General features: G+C 69.0%; 19 protein-coding genes. 10 read left to right on the top strand and 9 right to left on the bottom strand.

Annotated elements, in window-relative coordinates:
• Window positions 1-9 precede the first annotated feature (9 nt).
• Window positions 10-1,017 carry a nonaprenyl/(2E,6E)-farnesyl/geranylgeranyl diphosphat synthase gene (grcC1, locus tag MAAFP003_RS03925; RefSeq protein WP_096284620.1) on the bottom strand — a complete coding sequence of 336 codons (1,008 nt, stop codon included), beginning with the start codon at window positions 1,015-1,017 and terminating at the stop codon, window positions 10-12.
• Window positions 1,018-1,056: 39 nt separating this feature from the next.
• Here grcC1 and menJ point away from each other — a divergent pair, with 39 nt between their 5' ends.
• The 3 genes from menJ to MAAFP003_RS03910 all read left to right on the top strand — a co-directional run bounded on the left by menJ (window position 1,057) and on the right by MAAFP003_RS03910 (window position 3,478).
• Window positions 1,057-2,271, top strand: coding sequence for a menaquinone reductase (gene menJ / locus MAAFP003_RS03920; protein ID WP_207768512.1), 1,215 nt, complete (start codon window positions 1,057-1,059; stop codon window positions 2,269-2,271).
• A gap of 83 nt (window positions 2,272-2,354) precedes the next feature.
• Window positions 2,355-3,026, top strand: coding sequence for a class I SAM-dependent methyltransferase (locus MAAFP003_RS03915; RefSeq protein WP_096284618.1), 672 nt, complete (start codon window positions 2,355-2,357; stop codon window positions 3,024-3,026).
• A 44-nt stretch (window positions 3,027-3,070) separates the two neighbouring features.
• Entirely contained in the window at window positions 3,071-3,478 is a 408-nt protein-coding gene (locus MAAFP003_RS03910; RefSeq protein ID WP_096284616.1) for a DUF732 domain-containing protein, read from the top strand.
• A 1-nt stretch (window position 3,479) separates the two neighbouring features.
• Here the strand turns inward: MAAFP003_RS03910 and MAAFP003_RS03905 are convergent, their stop codons facing one another.
• Window positions 3,480-4,172 carry a demethylmenaquinone methyltransferase gene (locus MAAFP003_RS03905; RefSeq protein WP_096284614.1) on the bottom strand — a complete coding sequence of 231 codons (693 nt, stop codon included), beginning with the start codon at window positions 4,170-4,172 and terminating at the stop codon, window positions 3,480-3,482.
• Window positions 4,173-4,243: 71 nt separating this feature from the next.
• Between MAAFP003_RS03905 and MAAFP003_RS03900 the strand changes: the two genes are divergently transcribed.
• Entirely contained in the window at window positions 4,244-5,068 is an 825-nt protein-coding gene (locus MAAFP003_RS03900) for an SDR family oxidoreductase (protein WP_096284613.1), read from the top strand.
• A gap of 10 nt (window positions 5,069-5,078) precedes the next feature.
• Here the strand turns inward: MAAFP003_RS03900 and MAAFP003_RS03895 are convergent, their stop codons facing one another.
• From MAAFP003_RS03895 to MAAFP003_RS03870, 6 genes are all read right to left on the bottom strand, one after another.
• Complete coding sequence (locus MAAFP003_RS03895) at window positions 5,079-6,239, bottom strand: glycosyltransferase family 4 protein (RefSeq protein WP_096284611.1); 1,161 nt, start codon at window positions 6,237-6,239, stop codon at window positions 5,079-5,081.
• A gap of 76 nt (window positions 6,240-6,315) precedes the next feature.
• A complete protein-coding gene (locus MAAFP003_RS03890) occupies window positions 6,316-6,840 on the bottom strand; it encodes a DUF3592 domain-containing protein (RefSeq protein WP_096284609.1) in 525 nt (174 codons plus the stop codon).
• On the bottom strand, window positions 6,837-8,480 hold the full coding sequence (gene menD, locus MAAFP003_RS03885) for a 2-succinyl-5-enolpyruvyl-6-hydroxy-3-cyclohexene-1-carboxylic-acid synthase (RefSeq protein WP_096284606.1): 1,644 nt from the start codon (window positions 8,478-8,480) through the stop codon (window positions 6,837-6,839). Before menD ends, MAAFP003_RS03890 begins: the two co-directional genes overlap by 4 nt.
• 269 nt (window positions 8,481-8,749) lie before the next feature.
• Window positions 8,750-9,532 carry an alpha/beta fold hydrolase gene (locus tag MAAFP003_RS03880; protein ID WP_096284604.1) on the bottom strand — a complete coding sequence of 261 codons (783 nt, stop codon included), beginning with the start codon at window positions 9,530-9,532 and terminating at the stop codon, window positions 8,750-8,752.
• Window positions 9,529-10,446, bottom strand: coding sequence for an o-succinylbenzoate synthase (locus MAAFP003_RS03875; RefSeq protein ID WP_423790880.1), 918 nt, complete (start codon window positions 10,444-10,446; stop codon window positions 9,529-9,531). The genes MAAFP003_RS03880 and MAAFP003_RS03875 overlap by 4 nt, the downstream gene beginning before the upstream one ends.
• A gap of 50 nt (window positions 10,447-10,496) precedes the next feature.
• Entirely contained in the window at window positions 10,497-12,101 is a 1,605-nt protein-coding gene (locus MAAFP003_RS03870; protein ID WP_096284600.1) for an amidohydrolase, read from the bottom strand.
• Between the two features lie 77 nt (window positions 12,102-12,178).
• Between MAAFP003_RS03870 and fadD8 the strand changes: the two genes are divergently transcribed.
• Entirely contained in the window at window positions 12,179-13,780 is a 1,602-nt protein-coding gene (gene fadD8 / locus MAAFP003_RS03865) for a fatty-acid--CoA ligase FadD8 (RefSeq protein WP_096284598.1), read from the top strand.
• Window positions 13,781-13,862: 82 nt separating this feature from the next.
• Here fadD8 and MAAFP003_RS03860 read toward each other — a convergent pair whose 3' ends face one another.
• Entirely contained in the window at window positions 13,863-14,411 is a 549-nt protein-coding gene (locus tag MAAFP003_RS03860; RefSeq protein ID WP_096284596.1) for a TetR/AcrR family transcriptional regulator, read from the bottom strand.
• A gap of 83 nt (window positions 14,412-14,494) precedes the next feature.
• Between MAAFP003_RS03860 and MAAFP003_RS03855 the strand changes: the two genes are divergently transcribed.
• From MAAFP003_RS03855 to MAAFP003_RS03835, 5 genes are all read left to right on the top strand, one after another.
• Window positions 14,495-15,445, top strand: coding sequence for an aldo/keto reductase (locus MAAFP003_RS03855; protein ID WP_096284594.1), 951 nt, complete (start codon window positions 14,495-14,497; stop codon window positions 15,443-15,445).
• Between the two features lie 13 nt (window positions 15,446-15,458).
• Window positions 15,459-15,908, top strand: coding sequence for a nitroreductase family deazaflavin-dependent oxidoreductase (locus MAAFP003_RS03850; protein ID WP_096284593.1), 450 nt, complete (start codon window positions 15,459-15,461; stop codon window positions 15,906-15,908).
• 13 nt (window positions 15,909-15,921) lie between these two features.
• Entirely contained in the window at window positions 15,922-16,824 is a 903-nt protein-coding gene (locus tag MAAFP003_RS03845) for a 1,4-dihydroxy-2-naphthoyl-CoA synthase (RefSeq protein WP_096284591.1), read from the top strand.
• Between the two features lie 79 nt (window positions 16,825-16,903).
• Window positions 16,904-17,800 carry an SDR family oxidoreductase gene (locus tag MAAFP003_RS03840; RefSeq protein WP_096284589.1) on the top strand — a complete coding sequence of 299 codons (897 nt, stop codon included), beginning with the start codon at window positions 16,904-16,906 and terminating at the stop codon, window positions 17,798-17,800.
• A 73-nt stretch (window positions 17,801-17,873) separates the two neighbouring features.
• Window positions 17,874-18,281, top strand: a complete 408-nt coding sequence (locus MAAFP003_RS03835; protein ID WP_096284587.1) for a VOC family protein — start codon at window positions 17,874-17,876, stop codon at window positions 18,279-18,281.
• Window positions 18,282-18,293 lie beyond the last annotated feature (12 nt).

Below are 18,293 nucleotides of genomic sequence, written 5' to 3'. Positions count from 1 at the left end.
CATGACCCGCTAGCCGTGCCGGCTGATCGTGTAGTCGACCAACGTCTCCAGCGCGCGCCGACCGGCGACGTCGGGCAAAAGGCCCAGCTCATGACGGGCTTTCGCGGCGTACTGCGCCAGAAATTCCTTGGCCTGGGCCATGCCCGGCGACGCTCGCAACAGCCGCAGCGCCTCAGCCACCTCGCCGTCGTCCTCGACGGGACCGGACAGCAGCTGGCGCAGCCGGTCGCCGTCCGGCCCGGGTTGTTGCAGCGCGAAGACCATCGGCAGGGTGTGCACGCCCTCGCGGATGTCGGTCCCGGGCAGCTTGCCCGACTCGTGCGAGTCGCTGTCGATGTCGATGATGTCATCGGAGATCTGAAACGCGGTGCCCACGATGCCGCCGAGCCGGCTCAGCCGGGCGACCTGCTCATCGTCGGCACCGGAAAACATCGCGCCGAATTGTCCGGCCGCGGCGATCAGGCAGGCCGTCTTCTCGTAGACCACCTTCAGGTAGTGCTCGATCGAATCCGCGCCGTCGGCCACCCCGCGGGTCTCCCGCATCTGCCCGGTGACCAGCTGCGCGAACGTTTCGGCGATCAGCCGCACCGCGTCGGGCCCCAGCCGCGACACCAGCCGCGACGCGGTCGCGAAGAGGTAATCGCCGGCAAGTATCGCGACGTTGTTGCTCCAGCGCATGTTGGCGGTCTGCGCCCCGCGGCGCACCTCGGCCTCGTCCATCACGTCGTCGTGATACAGCGTGGCCAGGTGCACCAGCTCGATGACCGCGCCGGCGATCGTCACCTCGTCGGCGTCCGGGCGCGGCCCGACCTGCGCGGACAGCACGGTGAACAACGGCCGGAACCGCTTGCCGCCGGCCTTGAACAAATGCGTGAGCGAATCAGTCATGATCTCGTCGGCGCTGCGCAGCTCGGCGTCCATCAGCTGCTCGATCTTCGCGACGCCGTCGCGCACGGTAGTGGCGAACGCGGCGTCGCCGAAGTCAATGCCCGCGACCACCGTCGCCGGAGTACTCACGCGACCAACATACTGGTGGGCGTGGAGACCGGGCTTGGCGTGGGGGCCGACGTGGTGGTCGTGGGTGCCGGACCTGCCGGTTCGGCGGCCGCCGCCTGGGCGGCTCGCGCGGGTCGCGACGTGCTCGTCGTCGACTCCGCCAGCTTTCCCCGCGACAAGCCGTGCGGCGACGGCCTGACCCCGCGTGCCGTCGCCGAGCTGGAACACCTCGGACTCGGCGACTGGCTGGACACTCGCATCCGGCACCGGGGCCTGCGGATGAGCGGGTTCGGCGCCGAGCTCGAAGTGGATTGGCCGGGGCCGTCGTTCCCGTCCACCAGCAGCGCGGTCGCCCGCCTCGAACTCGACGACCGGATCCGCAAAGTCGCCGAGGAATCCGGGGCACGTATGTTACTCGGCACCAAAGTTGTTGGCGTACACCATGACTCGTCACGCAAGGTAACTTCGCTGCTGCTGGCCGACGGCACCGAGTTGGGTTGCCGATACCTGATCGTCGCCGACGGCGCGCGCTCCCCGCTGGGCCGCAAGCTGGGCCGGCGCTGGCATCAGGAGACGGTGTACGGCGTCGCGGCCCGTGGCTATCTGAGGACCCCGCGCAGCGAGGACCCGTGGTTGACATCGCATCTCGAGCTGCGCTCCCCCGACGGCGCCGTGCTGCCCGGCTACGGCTGGATCTTCCCGCTGGGCAACGGCGAGGTGAACATCGGTGTCGGAGCACTCTCGACGTCGAAGCGGCCGGCCGACCTGTCGCTGCGACCCCTGATCTCCTATTACACCGACCTGCGCCGCGAGGAGTGGGGCTTCACCGGTGAACCGCGGGCGGTCTCCTCGGCGCTGCTGCCGATGGGCGGCGCCGTTTCGGGCGTGGCCGGGCCGAACTGGATGCTGATCGGCGACGCCGCGGCCTGCGTGAACCCGCTCAACGGGGAGGGCATCGACTACGGGCTGGAAACCGGACGGCTGGCCGCCGAGTTGCTGGACTCGGGTGACGTGTCGCGGGCCTGGCCGTCGCTGTTGCAAGACCACTACGGCCGCGGATTCTCCGTCGCGCGCCGGCTGGCGCTGCTGCTGACCTTCCAGCGATTCCTCCCCGCCACCGGCCCCGTCGCGATGCGCTCGACCACGTTGATGACCATCGCCGTGCGGGTGATGGCGAATCTGGTCACCGACGACGACGCCGACTGGGTGGCGCGCGCCTGGCGCGGCGGTGGCCGATTCTCGCGACTGCTGGATCGCCGAACACCGTTCAGCTGAACCAACTTTTCGCCCGCGATGCACCCATTCGCTTAATATCAACTTCGTTGACATAAATCAGGCTAATTGATATATCTGGAGCCATGACTCAACCAACGGATTTCGAATTCGAATCGGCTTATCGCGGTGAATCCAGCCTCGGCGAGGGCGTGCGCCCGCCGTGGAGCATCGGCGTCCCGCAACCCGAGCTGGCCGCACTGATCGAGCAGGGCAAGTTCCACGACGACGTGCTCGACGTGGGTTGCGGAGAAGCCGCCATCTCCCTGACGCTGGCCGCCCAGGGCCACACCACGGTGGGCCTGGACCTCTCGCCGACCGCGATCGACCTGGCCCGCCGCGAAGCCGCGAAGCGCGGCCTGACCAACGCCACCTTCGAGGTTGCCGACATCAGCAGGTTCACTGGATACGACGGCCGGTTCGGCACCATCGTCGACAGCACGCTGTTCCACTCGATCCCGGTCGAGCTGCGCGAGGGCTACCAGCAGTCGATCAGCCGGGCCGCCGCTCCCGGCGCCACCTACTTCGCCCTCGTCTTCGACAGGGCGGGCGCACCCGACGGTCCCGTCAACGCGGTGACCGCCGACGAGCTGCGCGACGCCGTGTCCCACTACTGGGTCATCGACGAGATCCGGCCGGCCCGCATCCATGCCAAGCTGCCGGAGGACTCCCCAGAGATGCCGTTCGTCGGACTCCGCGACGAACCCAACGGTTTGAAGTCAGCGAGCGCGTGGCTGTTGATTGCTCACCGGGACTGATCGTCCTTGAGACCGAGTCGTTATCGAGGTGTATAGTCCGGCTAATGAGGGGTATCAAGCTGCTTTCCGGCGCCGCCGTTGCGGCTGCCGCTATTTCGCTGGGCGCGCCGGCATTGGCCGATCCGACGACGCCGCCGTTGCCGCCTCCGGCTCCGACGCCGCTGCGGACCCCGTCGCCGCCCAGCGACTACGACGCCCCGTTCAAGCAAACCGTCAACGGCTTCGGCATCTACCAGCCGCAGGACCAGCTCGCGTGGCTGGGCAAAATCACTTGCGATCGGCTGGGCCGCGGTGTGGACCACGACGCGTACCAGTCGGCCACCTTCATCCAGCGCAACCTGCCGCGCGGCACCAGCCAGGGACAGGCGTTCCAGTTCCTCGGCGCGGCCGTCGACCACTACTGCCCGGACCAGGTGGGTGTGGTGCAGGCCGCGGGGCAGCACCCGAACTGAGTCAGCGCAGGGGCTTGTGCCCCGCGTGTAGGGCCACGATTCCGCCGGTCAAATTGCGCCACCGCACGCCCGACCATCCGGCTTGGGCCATCTGCGCTGCCAGAGCGGCTTGATCGGGCCAGGCCCTGATCGATTCCGCGAGATACACGTAGGCATCGGGGTTGCTGGACACCGCCTGCGCCACCCGTGGCAGCGTCCGCATCAGATATTCCTTGTAGACGGTGGCGAACAGCGCGTTGGTGGGTGTGGAGAATTCGCACACCACCAGGCGCCCGCCCGGCCGGGTGACCCGGGCCATCTCCCGCAACCCCGCCAGCGGGTCGGCGACGTTGCGCAACCCGAAACTGATTGTCACGGCATCGAATACGCCATCGGCGAACGGCAGCTTGGTGGCGTCGCCGGCGACCTTGGGCACCTTGCGCATACCGCCGGCGGCGAGCATCCCGACCGAGAAATCGGCCGCCACGCACCAGGCCCCGGATTTCGCCAGCTCCACCGTGGACACCGCGGTGCCCGCGGCCAGGTCCAGCACCTTGCGGCCGGGTCCGATCCGCAGCGCGGCGCGGGTGGCGCGTCGCCAATAGCGGTCCTGCCCCAGCGACAACACGGTGTTGGTCAGGTCATAACGACGGGCGACGCCGTCGAACATCGACGCGACCTCCCGGGGATCCTTGTCCAAGGCCGCACGACTCACGACGAAGACGCTACCCGGCTCCGGTCTGCCCACTCGGGAATGGTGCGCCGGGCAGTGCGTTACACAACGGCGTGAGCGAAAAAGTTTGGTTTATCACCGGTACATCACGTGGATTCGGGCGCGAGTGGACCATCGCCGCGCTGCAGCGGGGCGACAAGGTCGCCGCCACCGCGCGCAACACCGCGGCGCTGGACGACCTGGTCGCCGAGTACGGCGACGCCGTGCTGCCGATCGGGCTGGATGTCACCGATCGCGACGCGGATTTCGCCGCGGTCAAGCAGGCACACGACCACTTCGGTCGGCTGGACATCGTGGTGAACAACGCCGGCTACGGTCACTTCGGATTCGTCGAGGAACTGTCCGAGCAAGACGCGCGCGATCAACTCGAAACGAATGTGTTCGGCGCGCTGTGGATCACCCAGGCCGCATTGCCCTACCTGCGCGAGCAGCGCAGCGGCCACATCATCCAGGTGTCGTCGATCGGCGGCATCACCGCGTTCCCGCTCGTCGGCATGTACCACGCGTCGAAGTGGGCACTGGAGGGCTTCTCCCAGGCGCTGGCTCAGGAGGTCGCGCCGTTCGGCGTGCACGTCACGCTGATCGAACCGGGTGGCTTCGACACCGACTGGTCCGGCTCGTCGTCGCGGCACAGCGAACCACTGCCCGCCTATGACGAGGTGCGCGCCGCCGTCCAAGAAGAGCGCGGTCGGCGCTGGGCGAGTCCCGGCAATCCGAAAGCCTCGGCGGCCGCGCTGCTGAAGGTGGTTGACGCCGACGAGCCGCCGCTGCGAGTGTTCTTCGGTGCGTCGCCGCTGCAGACCGCAAAGGCCGACTACGAGAACCGGTTACGCATCTGGGAGCAATGGCAGCCGGTCTCCGAGCTGGCGCAGGGCTAGCGGCGCAACGTCACTCGCCTTGCGCGAGTTTGCGTTGTGCGTTGCGGGCGCGCGCCCTGGCGATAGGGGATTGCACGGCGGTGTAGTGGCCGAGTAGCTCGTCGCAGATGGCGGGCCAGGTGCGGGCGAGGACACTCTTGCGTGCGGCTTGTGAATAGCGCGGCCGCTCAGCCAGCAGATGCCCCACGGCCTCGGGTAGCCGCTGCTCGAATTCGGGGACGGGCAGCAGCAATCCGGTGCGCCACGGCGTGACGAGGTCGCGCGGTCCGCCCGCGTCGGGCGCGATCACCGGCAACCCGGACGCCAGCGCCTCCTGCACGACTTGGCAGAACGTCTCGTGCTCGCCGGTGTGGACGAAAACGTCCATGCTGGCGTACGCCGCGGCGAGCTCGGCGCCGTACATCGCACCGGTGAATCGCGCTGTGGGCATTGCCGATTGGAGCTTCTGCTGGTCGACGCCGTCCCCGACGATCACGAGCTGCACGTCACCGGCGGCGGCCAGGCCGGCCAGGCGCTCCACATGCTTCTCCGGCGCCAACCGGCCCACGAACCCGACAATCGGCTTGCCTTCGGGCGACCAGTGCCGGCGTAATTCCTCGTCGCGCGCCGACGGCGCGTATCCCATGATGTCGACGCCGCGCGCCCAGTGATGAACCCGCGGGATTCGATGGGCGACAAGCGATTCCATCGTCGCCGTGGAAGGCGCCAACGTGCGGTCGGCGAGGCGGTGCAGGTGGCGGAACCACGCCCACGCCGCGCGCGTCGTGATCCCGATGCCGTAGCTCTCGGCGAAACCCGGTACGTCGGTCTGATAGACGGCGACCGTCGGCACCCCGAGGTAGCGCGCGGCTCGCACGCCGCCGTAGCCCAGCAGCGCGGGCGATGCGAGATGCATCACATCGGGCTGGAACCCGCGCAGCACCTTGAGCAGTCGCGGGCGGGGCACACCAAGCGGCAACGTGGTGACCTTCGGAAACATCCGCGACGGCACCCGGTGTACCCGGATACCGTCGTGAATGCGCTCGGCGGGCGGTTCACCGGGCGGGGTGTCGGGCGCGATCACCAGAGCTTCATGGCCCGTTCGGCGCAGATGCTCTAGTACGCGGATTACTGAATTACTGACACCGTTGACATGAGGCAGAAAGGATTCTGCGACGATCGCAACGCGCACCAGGCCATAGTGTCAGCACTGCCTGTCTCGAAGGTTGCCGACTGGCATACAGGGCGCGAAATTTGCTGCTGAAACGTTATATGTCTTTGCTACCGGCACTTTTGGCCGCGTCGCGACGGTCCAGTTGCTTGTCTATCAGCGCCAGGCCCACCAGCACAACCAGTGCGACGAGCCAACTGGCGACCGCGATCGATCCCGCCGGGATGATCGCCAACCCGGCGTTGCGGTGCTGGACTCGCACCAGGTTCGGGTCGTTTTTGTTGTATTCGACGTATATCCGCATACCCGTGGCTAATTCGGACGGATATAGCACGCCGAGCTCGGGTCGGTAGGTGACTCGCTCAGGTGTGACGAATTCGATCGTCGACCGGCGGGGCCCCGCACTGAGCACCTCCGCCTGCGCCACACCCATGTTGTGCCGGATCGCGAGATCGTTGCGCCAGGCGCCGGCCACCAGCAACACCGACTGCAGCGTCACCAGCCCGGCGATCACCAGCACCGCGATCCGGGTCAGCCGCAACGTAATCCGCGCCGGCGTGGTCGGCGGTTCATCGCTGCGGCCGTGGATCACAGTGCGCAGCAATGCTTTTGGTGACTTCACAAGGCAGCCTTGATGGCGGCGTGGAGGCCGCGCAGCGACGACCGATCCGCCTTGACCTCCAGCACGCGCATGCCGGCGCCGGATTCGTTGAGCGCCGCATCCAGTTCGTCAACCTCGATCTGACGGCTTTCGACGTGGTAGGCGCGACATAGTGCACCGACGTCCACATCGTGCGGGGTGCCGAAGATCCGTGCGGACACGTCCGAGAACCTCGGGTCGCCCTGCTCCAGCAATTCGAAGATGCCGCCGCCGTTGTCGTTGGACACCACGATAGTCAGATGCCGCGGCGTCGGCTCGGTCGGACCGATCAGCAGCCCGGAGCTGTCGTGGACGAACGTCAGGTCGCCGATCAGCGCGACAGTGCGGGCCGGGTTCTCGCCCGTACCGTTGCGTTCGTGCGCCAGCGCCGCACCGATCGCGGTGGACACGGTGCCGTCGATGCCGGCGACGCCGCGGTTGGACCGGACCCGGACGGCGGTCGTGTCGAGCCCCACCAGCGCGGCGTCGCGGACCGGGTTGGACGCGCCCAGCACGAGCTGATCGCCCGGCCGCAGCGCATCCGCCACGGCGGCGGCGACGTGCAGGCCGGTGGTCAACGGATGCGCGGCCAGCTGGCCGCGCACCGCCGCGACCGCGTGCCGGTTCATCTGTGCGCAGCGATCCAGCCACGCCGGATTGGGTGTCCCGGTGGTGACGGCCCGGGTTCCGGTGGCCTGCGAGTTGCCCGAGACGTCCGGCCAGCGCGGTCCGGTGGTCAGTGCGTACACCGGCACCTGCGGGTCGGCCAGCAGCGTCGAGACCGTGCGATGCAGCGTCGGACGGCCGAGCATGATCACCTGCTTCGGGCGCAGCAGCGGCAGGGCCAGCGGGTGTAACGGGGTGACCGCCGCCGGCGCGGTCGGTTCGGCCACCGTCGGCAGCTGCGCGAGGGCGGGCTGCGCGCCGGCGCCGTGGCCGGCGATGACGACGGTGTCCGGCGACAGGTCGATTTCCAGCGGCTGGTCGAAGGTGACCGGCGGCGTGTAGGTCCACGGCCTGCCGTCGGGCCGCCCGGGCGGCGTCGCCGCACTGTGCGGATCGGGCACCAGCGGTTCGCGCAGCGGGATGTCGAACTGGACGGGCCCGGCGTTGGCGGTGCGAGAACCCGTGGCCGCCGCCAACACCCGGCAGGTGGCCGACCGCCAGGTGGCGTTGAGCGCATCCAGTCGCTCCGGCGTGTCCTCGGCCAGCCCCAGGCTGATCGTGGCGCGGACCTGGGTGCCGAAGTAGCCCAGCTGCTCCATGGTCTGGTTGGCCCCGGTGCCCAGCAGTTCGTAGGGCCGGTTGGCGGACAGCACGATCAGCGGCACCCGCGCGTAATTCGCCTCGACGACGGCTGGGCCGAGATTGGCCACCGCGGTGCCCGAGGTCATCGCCACACAGACCGGCGCGCCCGCCGCGATCGCCAACCCGATGGCCAGATAGCCGGCGGTGCGTTCGTCGATGCGCACATGCAGCCGGATCCGGCCGGATCGATCGGCGTCCTGCAGCGCGAACGCCAGCGGGGCGTTGCGCGAGCCGGGGCATAACACCACGTCGCGCACGCCGCCGCGGACCAGCTCGTCAACGACGACGCGAGCCTGTGTCGTCGAGGGATTCACTCCTACAGGGTGTCACAGCGCGCTGACGATGCCCGCCGCGCTGCGTCGGGACGAGGAAGCGCGCCATCAACCCACGCGCTGACGATGCCCGACGCGCTGCGTCGGGACGAGGAAGCGCGCCATCAACCCACGCGCTGACGATGCCCGACGCGTCGCGTCGGGAAGAGGAAGCGCGCCATCAACCCACGCGCTGACGATGCCCGACGCGCCGCGTCGTCGGCCGCCGCGCTGCGTCGTCGGCCGCCGCGCTGCGTCGTCGGACGACGAACTCAAACGTCGGTGAAGAACTTCAGCGCCACGCTGTTGACCGCCTCGGGCCGCTCCAGGAAGCCGAGATGACCCGCGTCGGGGATCTGCACGTAGCGGCCATTGGGCAAGGCGTCGGCGACCTCGCGCCCCAGGTGCGGCGGGGTGATGACGTCGTCGGCGAAGCCCATCACCAGCACCGGGGTATTGATGCCGCGGTAGGCCGCGAGCCGGCTGGTCTGCGGGGACACGCTGAGCTGGGTGCGCAACCCGGGCGTGCGCTTGACCGGCCAGGCCCGGAACATGGTGATCCAGTCGGCGACCAGCACGTCGTCGTTGATTGTCTTGCGCGAAAAGTTCTCCAGCACACGGACTTTCGCCTCGTAAGCGGGCGGTAGTTCGGTGTTGGAAGCGTAGAGCTCCTGCTCGCCCTCGTGGAAACCCTGACGGGCGCGGTCCAGGCGACCGCGGGTGGCCATCAGCACCGCGGCCTTCACCAGCTCGGGGCGCGCCACCATCAGCTCCTGGGCGATGAACGCGCCCATCGACACCCCGACGATGCGCGCCGGGGCCGCACCCAGGGACTCGATCAGGGCCGCGGTGTCGTTGACCATGGTGTCCGTTGTGAACCCCTCGGCGTTTTCGGTGGCGCCGATCCCGCGATTGTCGAAGGTGATCACGCGATAACCCGCGGACACGAATGCCGGGACCTGATGCGGCAACCAGGTGCGTCCGGGGCCGCCGCTGCCCGAGATGAAGACCACGGGCTCACCGCTGCCGCGGTCGTCATACGCCAGGTTGATCACTGGATCGACGGTACAAGGAGCGGATAGCACGCCTTGACCCGGTCGATCCACCACTGTCGGCGCTGCGGCGATGCCCGCAGCGCGTGCAGCCGCTCCGGATCGGGGGCAACAGGCCCGACGGCCAGGTGGCCGTCGACGGCCGCAGCGGGCGTGGCGACGTCTTCGGCGAACAGCCCGCCGGTGCCCAGCCCGCAGGCGTGCCGCAGTTGCGGCAATGCCGCCGCGGCCGTCAGCCCGGCGGCGATGCCGACCGCCGAGTCGAGAGCACTGGAGACCACGACCGGGATGTCGATCTGCGCGGCAATGTCCAGCAGGGCCGAAATCCCGCCCAGCGGAGCGACTTTGAGCACCGCAATGTCAGCGGCGCCGGCGCGGACCACGGCCAACGGATCGTCGGCCTTACGGATGCTTTCGTCGGCGGCGACCGGAACGTCGATCCGCCGCCGCAGCTCGGCGAGTTCGTCGACGGTGGCGCAGGGTTGTTCGAGGTATTCCAGCGGGCCGTGGACGGTCAGCACGGCCGCGGCCAGCATCGCCTGGTCGATCGTCCAGCCGCCGTTGGCGTCCACCCGCACCGTCGGGACCAGTTCGCGCACGGCGTTGACCCGGGCGACGTCGTCGGCCAGCGTCTGACCGGGTTCGGCGACCTTCACCTTCGCCGTGCCGGCGCCGGGAAATCGGGCCAGCACGCCGGGCACCTCGGCCGCGGCCACGGCGGGCACGGTGGCGTTGATCGGGATGCGGTCGCGGTGCACCGGCGGCGGCTGCCGGTAGGCGCCCTCGATGCCCGACGCTAGCCATGCCGACGCCTCGGCCGGCCCGTATTCGACGAAGGCCCCGAACTCGCCCCACCCCGCCGGTCCCTCGATCAGCGCGACCTCGCGGGTGGTGATGCCGCGAAACCGCACCCGCATCGGCAGCGCCACCACATGCAGGCGCTCCAGCAGCTCGCCTAAAGCGGGCCTCACTGGCTGTAGACCTGGCGGCCCGCCAGATAGGTCGCCCGCACCTCGAGATCGGCGATTTGCTCGGGCGGCACCGTGCGCGGATCGGCCGACAGCACCACCAGGTCCGCGTACTTGCCGACCTCCAGCGAGCCGACGACGTCGTCGGCGAACAGCTGCCAGGCCGCGTCGATGGTCTGCGCGCGGATCGCCTGCTCGACCGTCAGCCGCTCTTCGGGGGCCAGCACCCGGCCGCTGGGCGCGGTGCGGGTGACGGCCACGCTGATGTTGCGCAGCGGCTCCTCGGGCGTGACGGGCGGGTCGTTGTGCAACGAGATGCGCATCCCGGTGGCCACCGCCGATCCGGCCGGCATCCAACGGGATCCGCGCTCCTCGCCGAACAACCCGTCGACGATGACGTCACCCCAGTAGTGGATCTGGTCGACGAAGATGCTGCAGGTCACGCCGAGGTCGTGGGCGCGTTGCAACTGTTCGGGCCGGATGGCCCCGACGTGCTCGAGGCGCAGCCGGTGGTCGTCGCGGGGGTGGCGCTTGAGGGCCTCCTCGTAGACGTCGAGGATGGTGTCCACGCCGGCGTCGCCCTGCACATGGCAGGCCATCTGCCAGCCCAGCGGGTAGTAGGCACCGACGATCTCGCGCAGTTGCTCGGGGGTGTAGTTGGCGCAGCCGCACGAACCCGGCGGGATGCCGATGGCGCGGGTGGCCTCGGTGTCCAGGTAGGGAAAGGAGAGCGCGATATTGCCGATCCAGGGCGAGCCGTCCACCCAGATCTTGATGCCGACCTGACGGACGATGTCGTCACCCTGGCCGGGCGTGGCGGCGGTGGCCATCTTCGGGTTGGAGACCTCGTAGGTGCGCAGCCGGACCGTCAGCCGGTCGTGCAACTGCGCCACCATCGGTCCGAAGTTCGGGTCGAATGCCATCTCCGAGCAGGTGGTCAGCCCGGCCCGATTGAGCCGGGCGCACTCGGCCAGCAACATCGCCGGGTAGCTGTCGGCCGAGATGGCGCCACCGAGCAACGGGAACACCGCGCCGATCTCCTCGGCGCTGCCGTCCAAGTCACCGCTGGCGTCACGGCCGTACTTGGCGCCCTTGGGGTCTGGGGTGTCGCGGGTCAACCCGTTGAGACGCGCAGCGTGCGAGTTGAAGTAGGCCTTGTGCCCGGAGTTGTGGATGATCACCAGCGGTCCGTCCGGGGCGATGTCGTCCAGCCACGCCAGCGTCGGGGTGGGCAGGCCGGACTGCAGCAGCGCGTCCCAGCCGTTCAGGTAGGCGCCCGTCGATCGGCGCCGGGCGACCTCGCGACGGATCGCGGCGACGACGTCGTCGGGGCCGGGGATGGTGACCGGCCGGATGTCGACGATCCGGTCCGACAGCGCGACGGCCTCCATCAGCGGATGTCCGTGTGCCTCAACGAATCCCGGCATCGCGCAGCCGTCGCCGATATCGATCGTCTCGGTGGCCTGGCCGATGAGCGTCTCGACCTCGGACCGGTCGCCGACGGCGACGATGCGGCCATCGGCGATGGCGAGCGCCGCCGCGGTGGGCTTCGCGTCATCGACGGTGAGGATGGTTCCGGTAACGACGAGATCTGCCTGCGCCATGGGCAGAAAGCCTAGTGCTGCCGCCGCCTGCCGAGGGGGTGGCAGACAAGAATTGCAACACGTTCTAGTCTTGCCCCATGAGTGACGATCTGTTGCGCCATCCCATTCATTCCGGACACCTGACAGTCGGTGCGCTCAAGCGCAATAAGGACAAGCCGGTGCTGCATCTCGGCGACACCACGCTGACCGGTGGACAGCTCGCCGAGCGCATCAGCCAATACATCCAGGCGTTCGAGGCGCTCGGTGCGGGCACCGGCGCGACCGTCGGGCTGCTGTCGCTGAATCGGCCCGAGGTGCTGATGATCATCGGCGCCGGGCAGACCCAAGGCTATCGGCGCGTGGCGCTGCACCCGCTGGGCTCGCTGGACGACCACGCCTACGTGCTGGGCGACGCCGGCGTGACGTCGCTGATCATCGACCCCAACCCGATGTTCGTCGAGCGCGCGCTGGGCCTGCTGGACAAGGTGCCCGGCCTCAAGCAGGTCCTGACCATCGGCCCGGTCCCCGAGGCGTTGGGCGATTCCGCGGTGGACCTGGTGGCCGAAGCCGCGAAGTATTCCCCGAAGCCGTTGGTGGCCGCGGACCTTCCGCCCGACCACATCGGCGGGATGGCCTACACCGGCGGCACCACCGGCAAGCCCAAGGGCGTGCTGGGCACCGCGCAGTCGATCACCACGATGACCACGATCCAGCTCGCCGAGTGGGAGTGGCCCGAGAACCCGCGCTTTTTGATGTGCACCCCGCTGTCGCACGCCGGGGCGGCGTTCTTCGTGCCGACCATCATCAAGGGTGGCGAGCTGGTGGTGCTGACCAAGTTCGATCCGGCCGAGGTGCTGCGGGTGATCGAGGAGCAGAAGATCACCGCGACCATGTTGGTGCCGTCGATGATCTACGCCCTGATGGACCACCCGGATTCGCACACCCGCGACCTGTCGTCGCTGGAGACCGTCTACTACGGCGCCTCGGCGATGAACCCGGTGCGGCTGGCCGAGGCCATCCGCCGCTTCGGGCCGATCTTCGCCCAGTACTACGGGCAGTCCGAAGCCCCGATGGTGATCTCGTATCTGGCCAAGAAGGACCACGACGAGAAGCGGCTGACCTCCTGCGGACGGCCCACGCTGTTCGCGCGCACCGCACTGCTGGACGCCGACGGCAACCCCGTGCCGCAAGGCGACGTCGGCGAGATCTGCGTGTCCGGGCCGCTGCTGAGCGGCGGGTACTGGAACCTGCCCGAGGAGACGGCCAAGACGTTCAAAGACGGTTGGCTGCACACCGGCGACATGGCCCGCGAGGACGAGGACGGCTTCTGGTTCATCGTCGACCGGGTCAAGGACATGATCGTCACCGGCGGGTTCAACGTGTTCCCGCGCGAGGTCGAGGACGTCGTCGCCGAGCATCCGGCCGTCGCGCAGGTCTGCGTGATCGGCACGCCCGACGAGAAGTGGGGCGAGGCCGTCACCGCGGTGATAGTGCTCCGGCCCGACCACCCGTCCGACGAGGAGTCGGTGGCGAAGGTGACCGTCGAGATCCAGTCCGCGGTCAAGGAGCGCAAGGGTTCGGTGCAGTCGCCCAAGCAGGTGATCGTCGTCGAGTCGGTGCCGGTGACCGCGCTGGGCAAGCCCGATAAGAAGGCCGTCCGCGCGCGGTTCTGGGAGGGCGCCGGCCGCTCGGTGGGCTGAGTTTCCGCACCGAGCGTCACGCCAGCGTGGCGCTCGCGGTCGGCGGTCACTCTGGCGTGACGCTGGCGGTCGATGGAACGGCCTACGTGGCTATGCCGGCGACCAGCAGGTCGAGCATGCGGCCGGTCTGCTCCGGCGAGCCGCTGGCCAGAAAAATGCCGATCAGGCTTGACACCACGTCGTCGGCGCGCACGTCGTCGCGCAGGCTGCCGTCGTCGGCGCCCGCCCGCAGCAGCAGGTCGACGGCGCCGGGGATGCTGTCGCGGGTGTGGCCGGGTTCCATGGCGCCGGAGTCGAAGATCGCATGCAGCGTCTCGGCCATACCGCGCTTGGCGGCCACGAAGCCGGCGTAGCGGTCCATCCAGCGCCGCAGGGCGACTTGGGGCGGGTGCCGGTCCAGCAGCTGCCCGGCGGCCGCGGCCACCTCGGCGAGCTCGGTGCGGAAAATCGCCTCGACCAGCGCCTCCCGGCTGGGGAAATGGCGGTACAGCGTGCCGATGCCGACGCCGGCGGCGCGCGCGATCGACTCCAGGGACACCGCGCGCCCGTCGGCGGTGGCGAACGCCGCGGTCGCCACCTCGAGGAGCTTTTCGCGATTCCGGCGCGCGTCGGACCGGGAGCTGTCAGCCAAGCGGAGGGCCCTCCGTTTCTGCTACTCTCGGCCAAGCGGAGGAGCCTCCGCATTCCCCAGTGTCGCACGGGATAAGGAGCACCATGACGGACAAACCACAGCCCGGCGGCCTGGGCAGCATCGGCACGGCGGCGGTCGCCCGCGTCGGGTACGGCGCCATGCAGCTGTTCGAGACCTCGCCCGACGACGCCGCCGCGGTGCTGCGCCGCGCCGTCGAACTCGGCGTCAACCACATCGACACGGCCTCGTTTTACGGCCCCGGCGAGGTCAATCGCCGCATCCGCGCGGCGCTGGCCCCCTACCGCTCGCTGTATGGGGAAGACCTCGTCATCGTCAGTAAGGTCGGCGCGCGCTACACCGGCGACGAACCGATTCCGCTGGCCGCCGCGCAGCGGCCCGCCGAGCTGCGGGCCGCCGTCGAGGACGACCTGAGCCAGCTCGGCCTGGACCGTGTGCCGGTGGTCAACCTGCGGCGCATGGACCTTGGCCCCGGGGTGGCCGCCGAGGGCGATCAGATCGTCGACCTCGACGACCAGCTGGCCGAGATGATCGCGCTGCGCGACGAGGGCAAGATTGGCGCGATCGGGATCAGCAGCGTGCCGCTCGACGTGCTGCGGCGCGCCCTGCCCGCCGGCATCGTGTGCGTGCAGAACGCCTACAGCCTGCTGGACCGCTCCCAGGAGGAGATGGTCGACGTCTGCGTGGCCGAGGGCATCGCCTGGGTGCCGTATTTCCCGCTGGGCTCGGCGTTCCCGGGCTTCCCTAAGGCCACCGACAACCCCGTCGTCGTCGACATCGCCGGCGAGATCGGCGCCACGCCGTCGCAGATCGGGCTGGCCTGGATCCTGGCGCACGCGCCGAACAGCTTGCTGATCCCGGGCACGAAGTCGATCGCGCACCTCGAGGAGAACATCGGCGCGGCGGACGTCACGCTGGATGCGGACGCCCTGAAAAGGCTGGACGCCGTCGCCACCCCCGGCGCCGACCCGTGGGCGCACGGAGTCCAACGCTTCTTGGAGGCGCCGCAAACCTGACTACTGTGGTCGCATGGGTAAACCGATCAGGCCCCCGTGGTGGCTGAAGCCGGCGAACAAACTCTTCATCCAGATGTCGCGGCTGGGAATGAGTTTCGGCGGCGAAAGCCCTGTCGTGCTGACGGTGCGGGGACGCAGATCGGGACGCGAGCGCGCGACGCCGGTGACACCGATGACCGTCGACGGCAAACAGTACGTCGTCGCCGGATTCCCCGGCGCCGACTGGGTGGCCAACGTGCGGGCCGCCGAACAGGCGACCGTGGCCCGCGGCCGCCGGACCGAGCGGGTGCGGATGGTGGAGTTGTCCGCGGCCGACGCCCGGTCGATTCTGCGGGTGTTCCCTCAAGAGGTGCCCACGGGTGTGGGATTCATGAAGCGGGCCGGACTCGTCACCGAGGGCAGTCCCGACGAGTTCGAGCGTCTGGCGGGCCGCTGCGCGGTGTTCCGCCTGGACCCCGTATAGGAGTTGAACAGCCTTGAGTGACAACCCATTTGATGCGCAGGTCTGGCGAGAAGTCGACGGCTTCGGCGATCTGACCGACATCACCTACCACCGCCACGTCGACGACGCCACGGTCCGCGTGGCGTTCGACCGCCCCGAGGTGCGCAACGCGTTTCGGCCGCACACCGTCGACGAGCTGTACCAGGTGCTCGACCACGCCCGAATGTCCCCCGACGTCGGCGTGGTGCTGCTGACCGGCAACGGCCCGTCCCCGAAGGACGGCGGCTGGGCGTTTTGCTCCGGCGGCGATCAGCGCATCCGCGGGCGCTCGGGCTACCAATACGCCTCCGGCGAGACCGCCGACACCGTCGACGCCGCCCGCGCCGGCCGGCTGCACATCCTCGAGGTGCAGCGGCTGATCCGGTTCATGCCCAAGGTGGTCATCTGTCTGGTCAACGGCTGGGCCGCCGGCGGCGGGCACAGCCTGCACGTGGTCTGCGACCTCACGCTGGCCAGCCGCGAGCACGCCCGCTTCAAGCAGACCGACGCCGACGTCGGCAGCTTCGACGGCGGCTACGGCAGCGCGTATCTGGCCCGTCAGGTCGGACAGAAGTTCGCCCGGGAGATCTTCTTCCTGGGCCGCCCGTACACCGCCGAACAGATGCATCACATGGGCGCGGTCAACGCCGTCGTCGACCATGCCGACCTGGAATCCGAAGCCATCCAGTGGGCGCGCGAGATCAACGCCAAATCGCCTCAGGCGCAACGGATGCTCAAGTTCGCGTTCAACCTGCTCGACGACGGCCTGGTCGGCCAGCAGCTGTTCGCGGGCGAGGCCACCCGGCTGGCGTACATGACCGACGAGGCGGTCGAAGGCCGTGACGCGTTCCTGCAGAAGCGCGATCCGGACTGGAGCCCCTTCCCCCGCTACTTCTAGCGGGTCACGCTGGCGTGACGCTCGAGGCCGAACGCCACGCTGGCGTGACGCTCGGCGCCCCCACCTAGACTCGCGTCCCGTGGGTAAGAGTCCGCTTCGCCGAATCACCGACCAGCTGGTCCTGGCCACCATGCGGCCCCCGATATCGCCGCAGATTCTGGTCAACCGCCCACCGATCAAGCCGGTCGAGCTCGCCGGCAAGCGCATCCTGGTGACCGGGGCGTCGTCGGGCATCGGCGAAGCCGGCGCCGAACGGTTGGCCGAGCACGGCGCCACCGTGGTCGTCGTCGCCCGGCGCCAGGAACTACTGGACGCGCTGGCCGAGCGCATCACCGTCGCGGGCGGCGACGCCGTCGCCGTCCCGTGCGACGTCTCGGACATGGATGCCGTGGACGCCTTGGTCACCGACGTCGACAAACGTCTCGGCGGGATCGACATCTTGATCAACAACGCCGGCCGATCCATCCGCCGGCCGCTGGCCGACTCGCTGGAGCGCTGGCACGACGTCGAGCGGACCATGGTGCTCAACTACTACGCGCCGCTGCGGCTCATCCGCGGTTTCGCGCCGGGAATGCTGCAGCGCGGCGACGGCCACATCATCAACGTCTCGACCTGGGGAGTGCTGTCCGAGGCGTCGCCGTTGTTCGCTCCGTACAACGCGTCCAAGGCGGCGCTGTCCGCGGTGAGCCGGGTCGCCGAAACCGAGTGGGGCCGGCGCGGTGTGCACTCGACGACGCTGTACTACCCATTGGTGGCCACGCCGATGATCGAGCCGACTAAGGCCTATGACGGATTGCCCGCGCTGACGTCAGAAGAAGCCGCCGAGTGGATGGTCACCGCGGCCCGAACCCGGCCGGTGCGGATCGCCCCGCGGATGGCGATCGCGGCGCGGGCACTCGACACCATCGGACCCCGCTGGGTGAACACCCTGATGCAGCGCCAGAACCTTCAGCCCAATCGCGAAAACGGGAGCTGACCGCCGGTCTTCGCAGGGTTGTGGGGCCGCGCCGCCAAGCCAGCGCGCGACGGCGACGTGATAGACACGAGCTATGGAGATCCTGTTCAGCCGAATGCTGCTTCGGCCGGCTGATTATCAGCGGTCGTTGACGTTCTACCGCGACGAAATCGGCCTGGCCATCTATCGCGACTATGGCGCTGGCACAGTGTTTTTCGCGGGTCAGTCTTTGCTGGAGCTGGCCGGCTGGAGCGATACCCACGGGTCCCGCGGACCCTTCCCCGGCGCGTTGTGGCTGCAGGTGCGCGACATCGAGGCAACCCAGGCCGAGCTGGTCGGCCGCGGGGTGCCGATTGCCCGCGAGGCCCGTACCGAACCGTGGGGTCTCAAAGAGATGCATGTGACCGATCCGGATGGCGTTACGCTCATCTTCGTCGAGGTCCCGGGCGACCACCCGTTACGCCGCGACACCCGAGGTGAACAGCAGGGAACGACCGGTTAACTGACAGGTAAC

The sequence above is a fragment of the Mycobacterium ahvazicum genome (assembly GCF_900176255.2).
Classification (GTDB): Bacteria; Actinomycetota; Actinomycetes; order Mycobacteriales; family Mycobacteriaceae; genus Mycobacterium; species Mycobacterium ahvazicum.
Note: the sequence above shows the minus strand (reverse complement) of the source record. Positions and strands in the feature narration are given on the sequence as shown.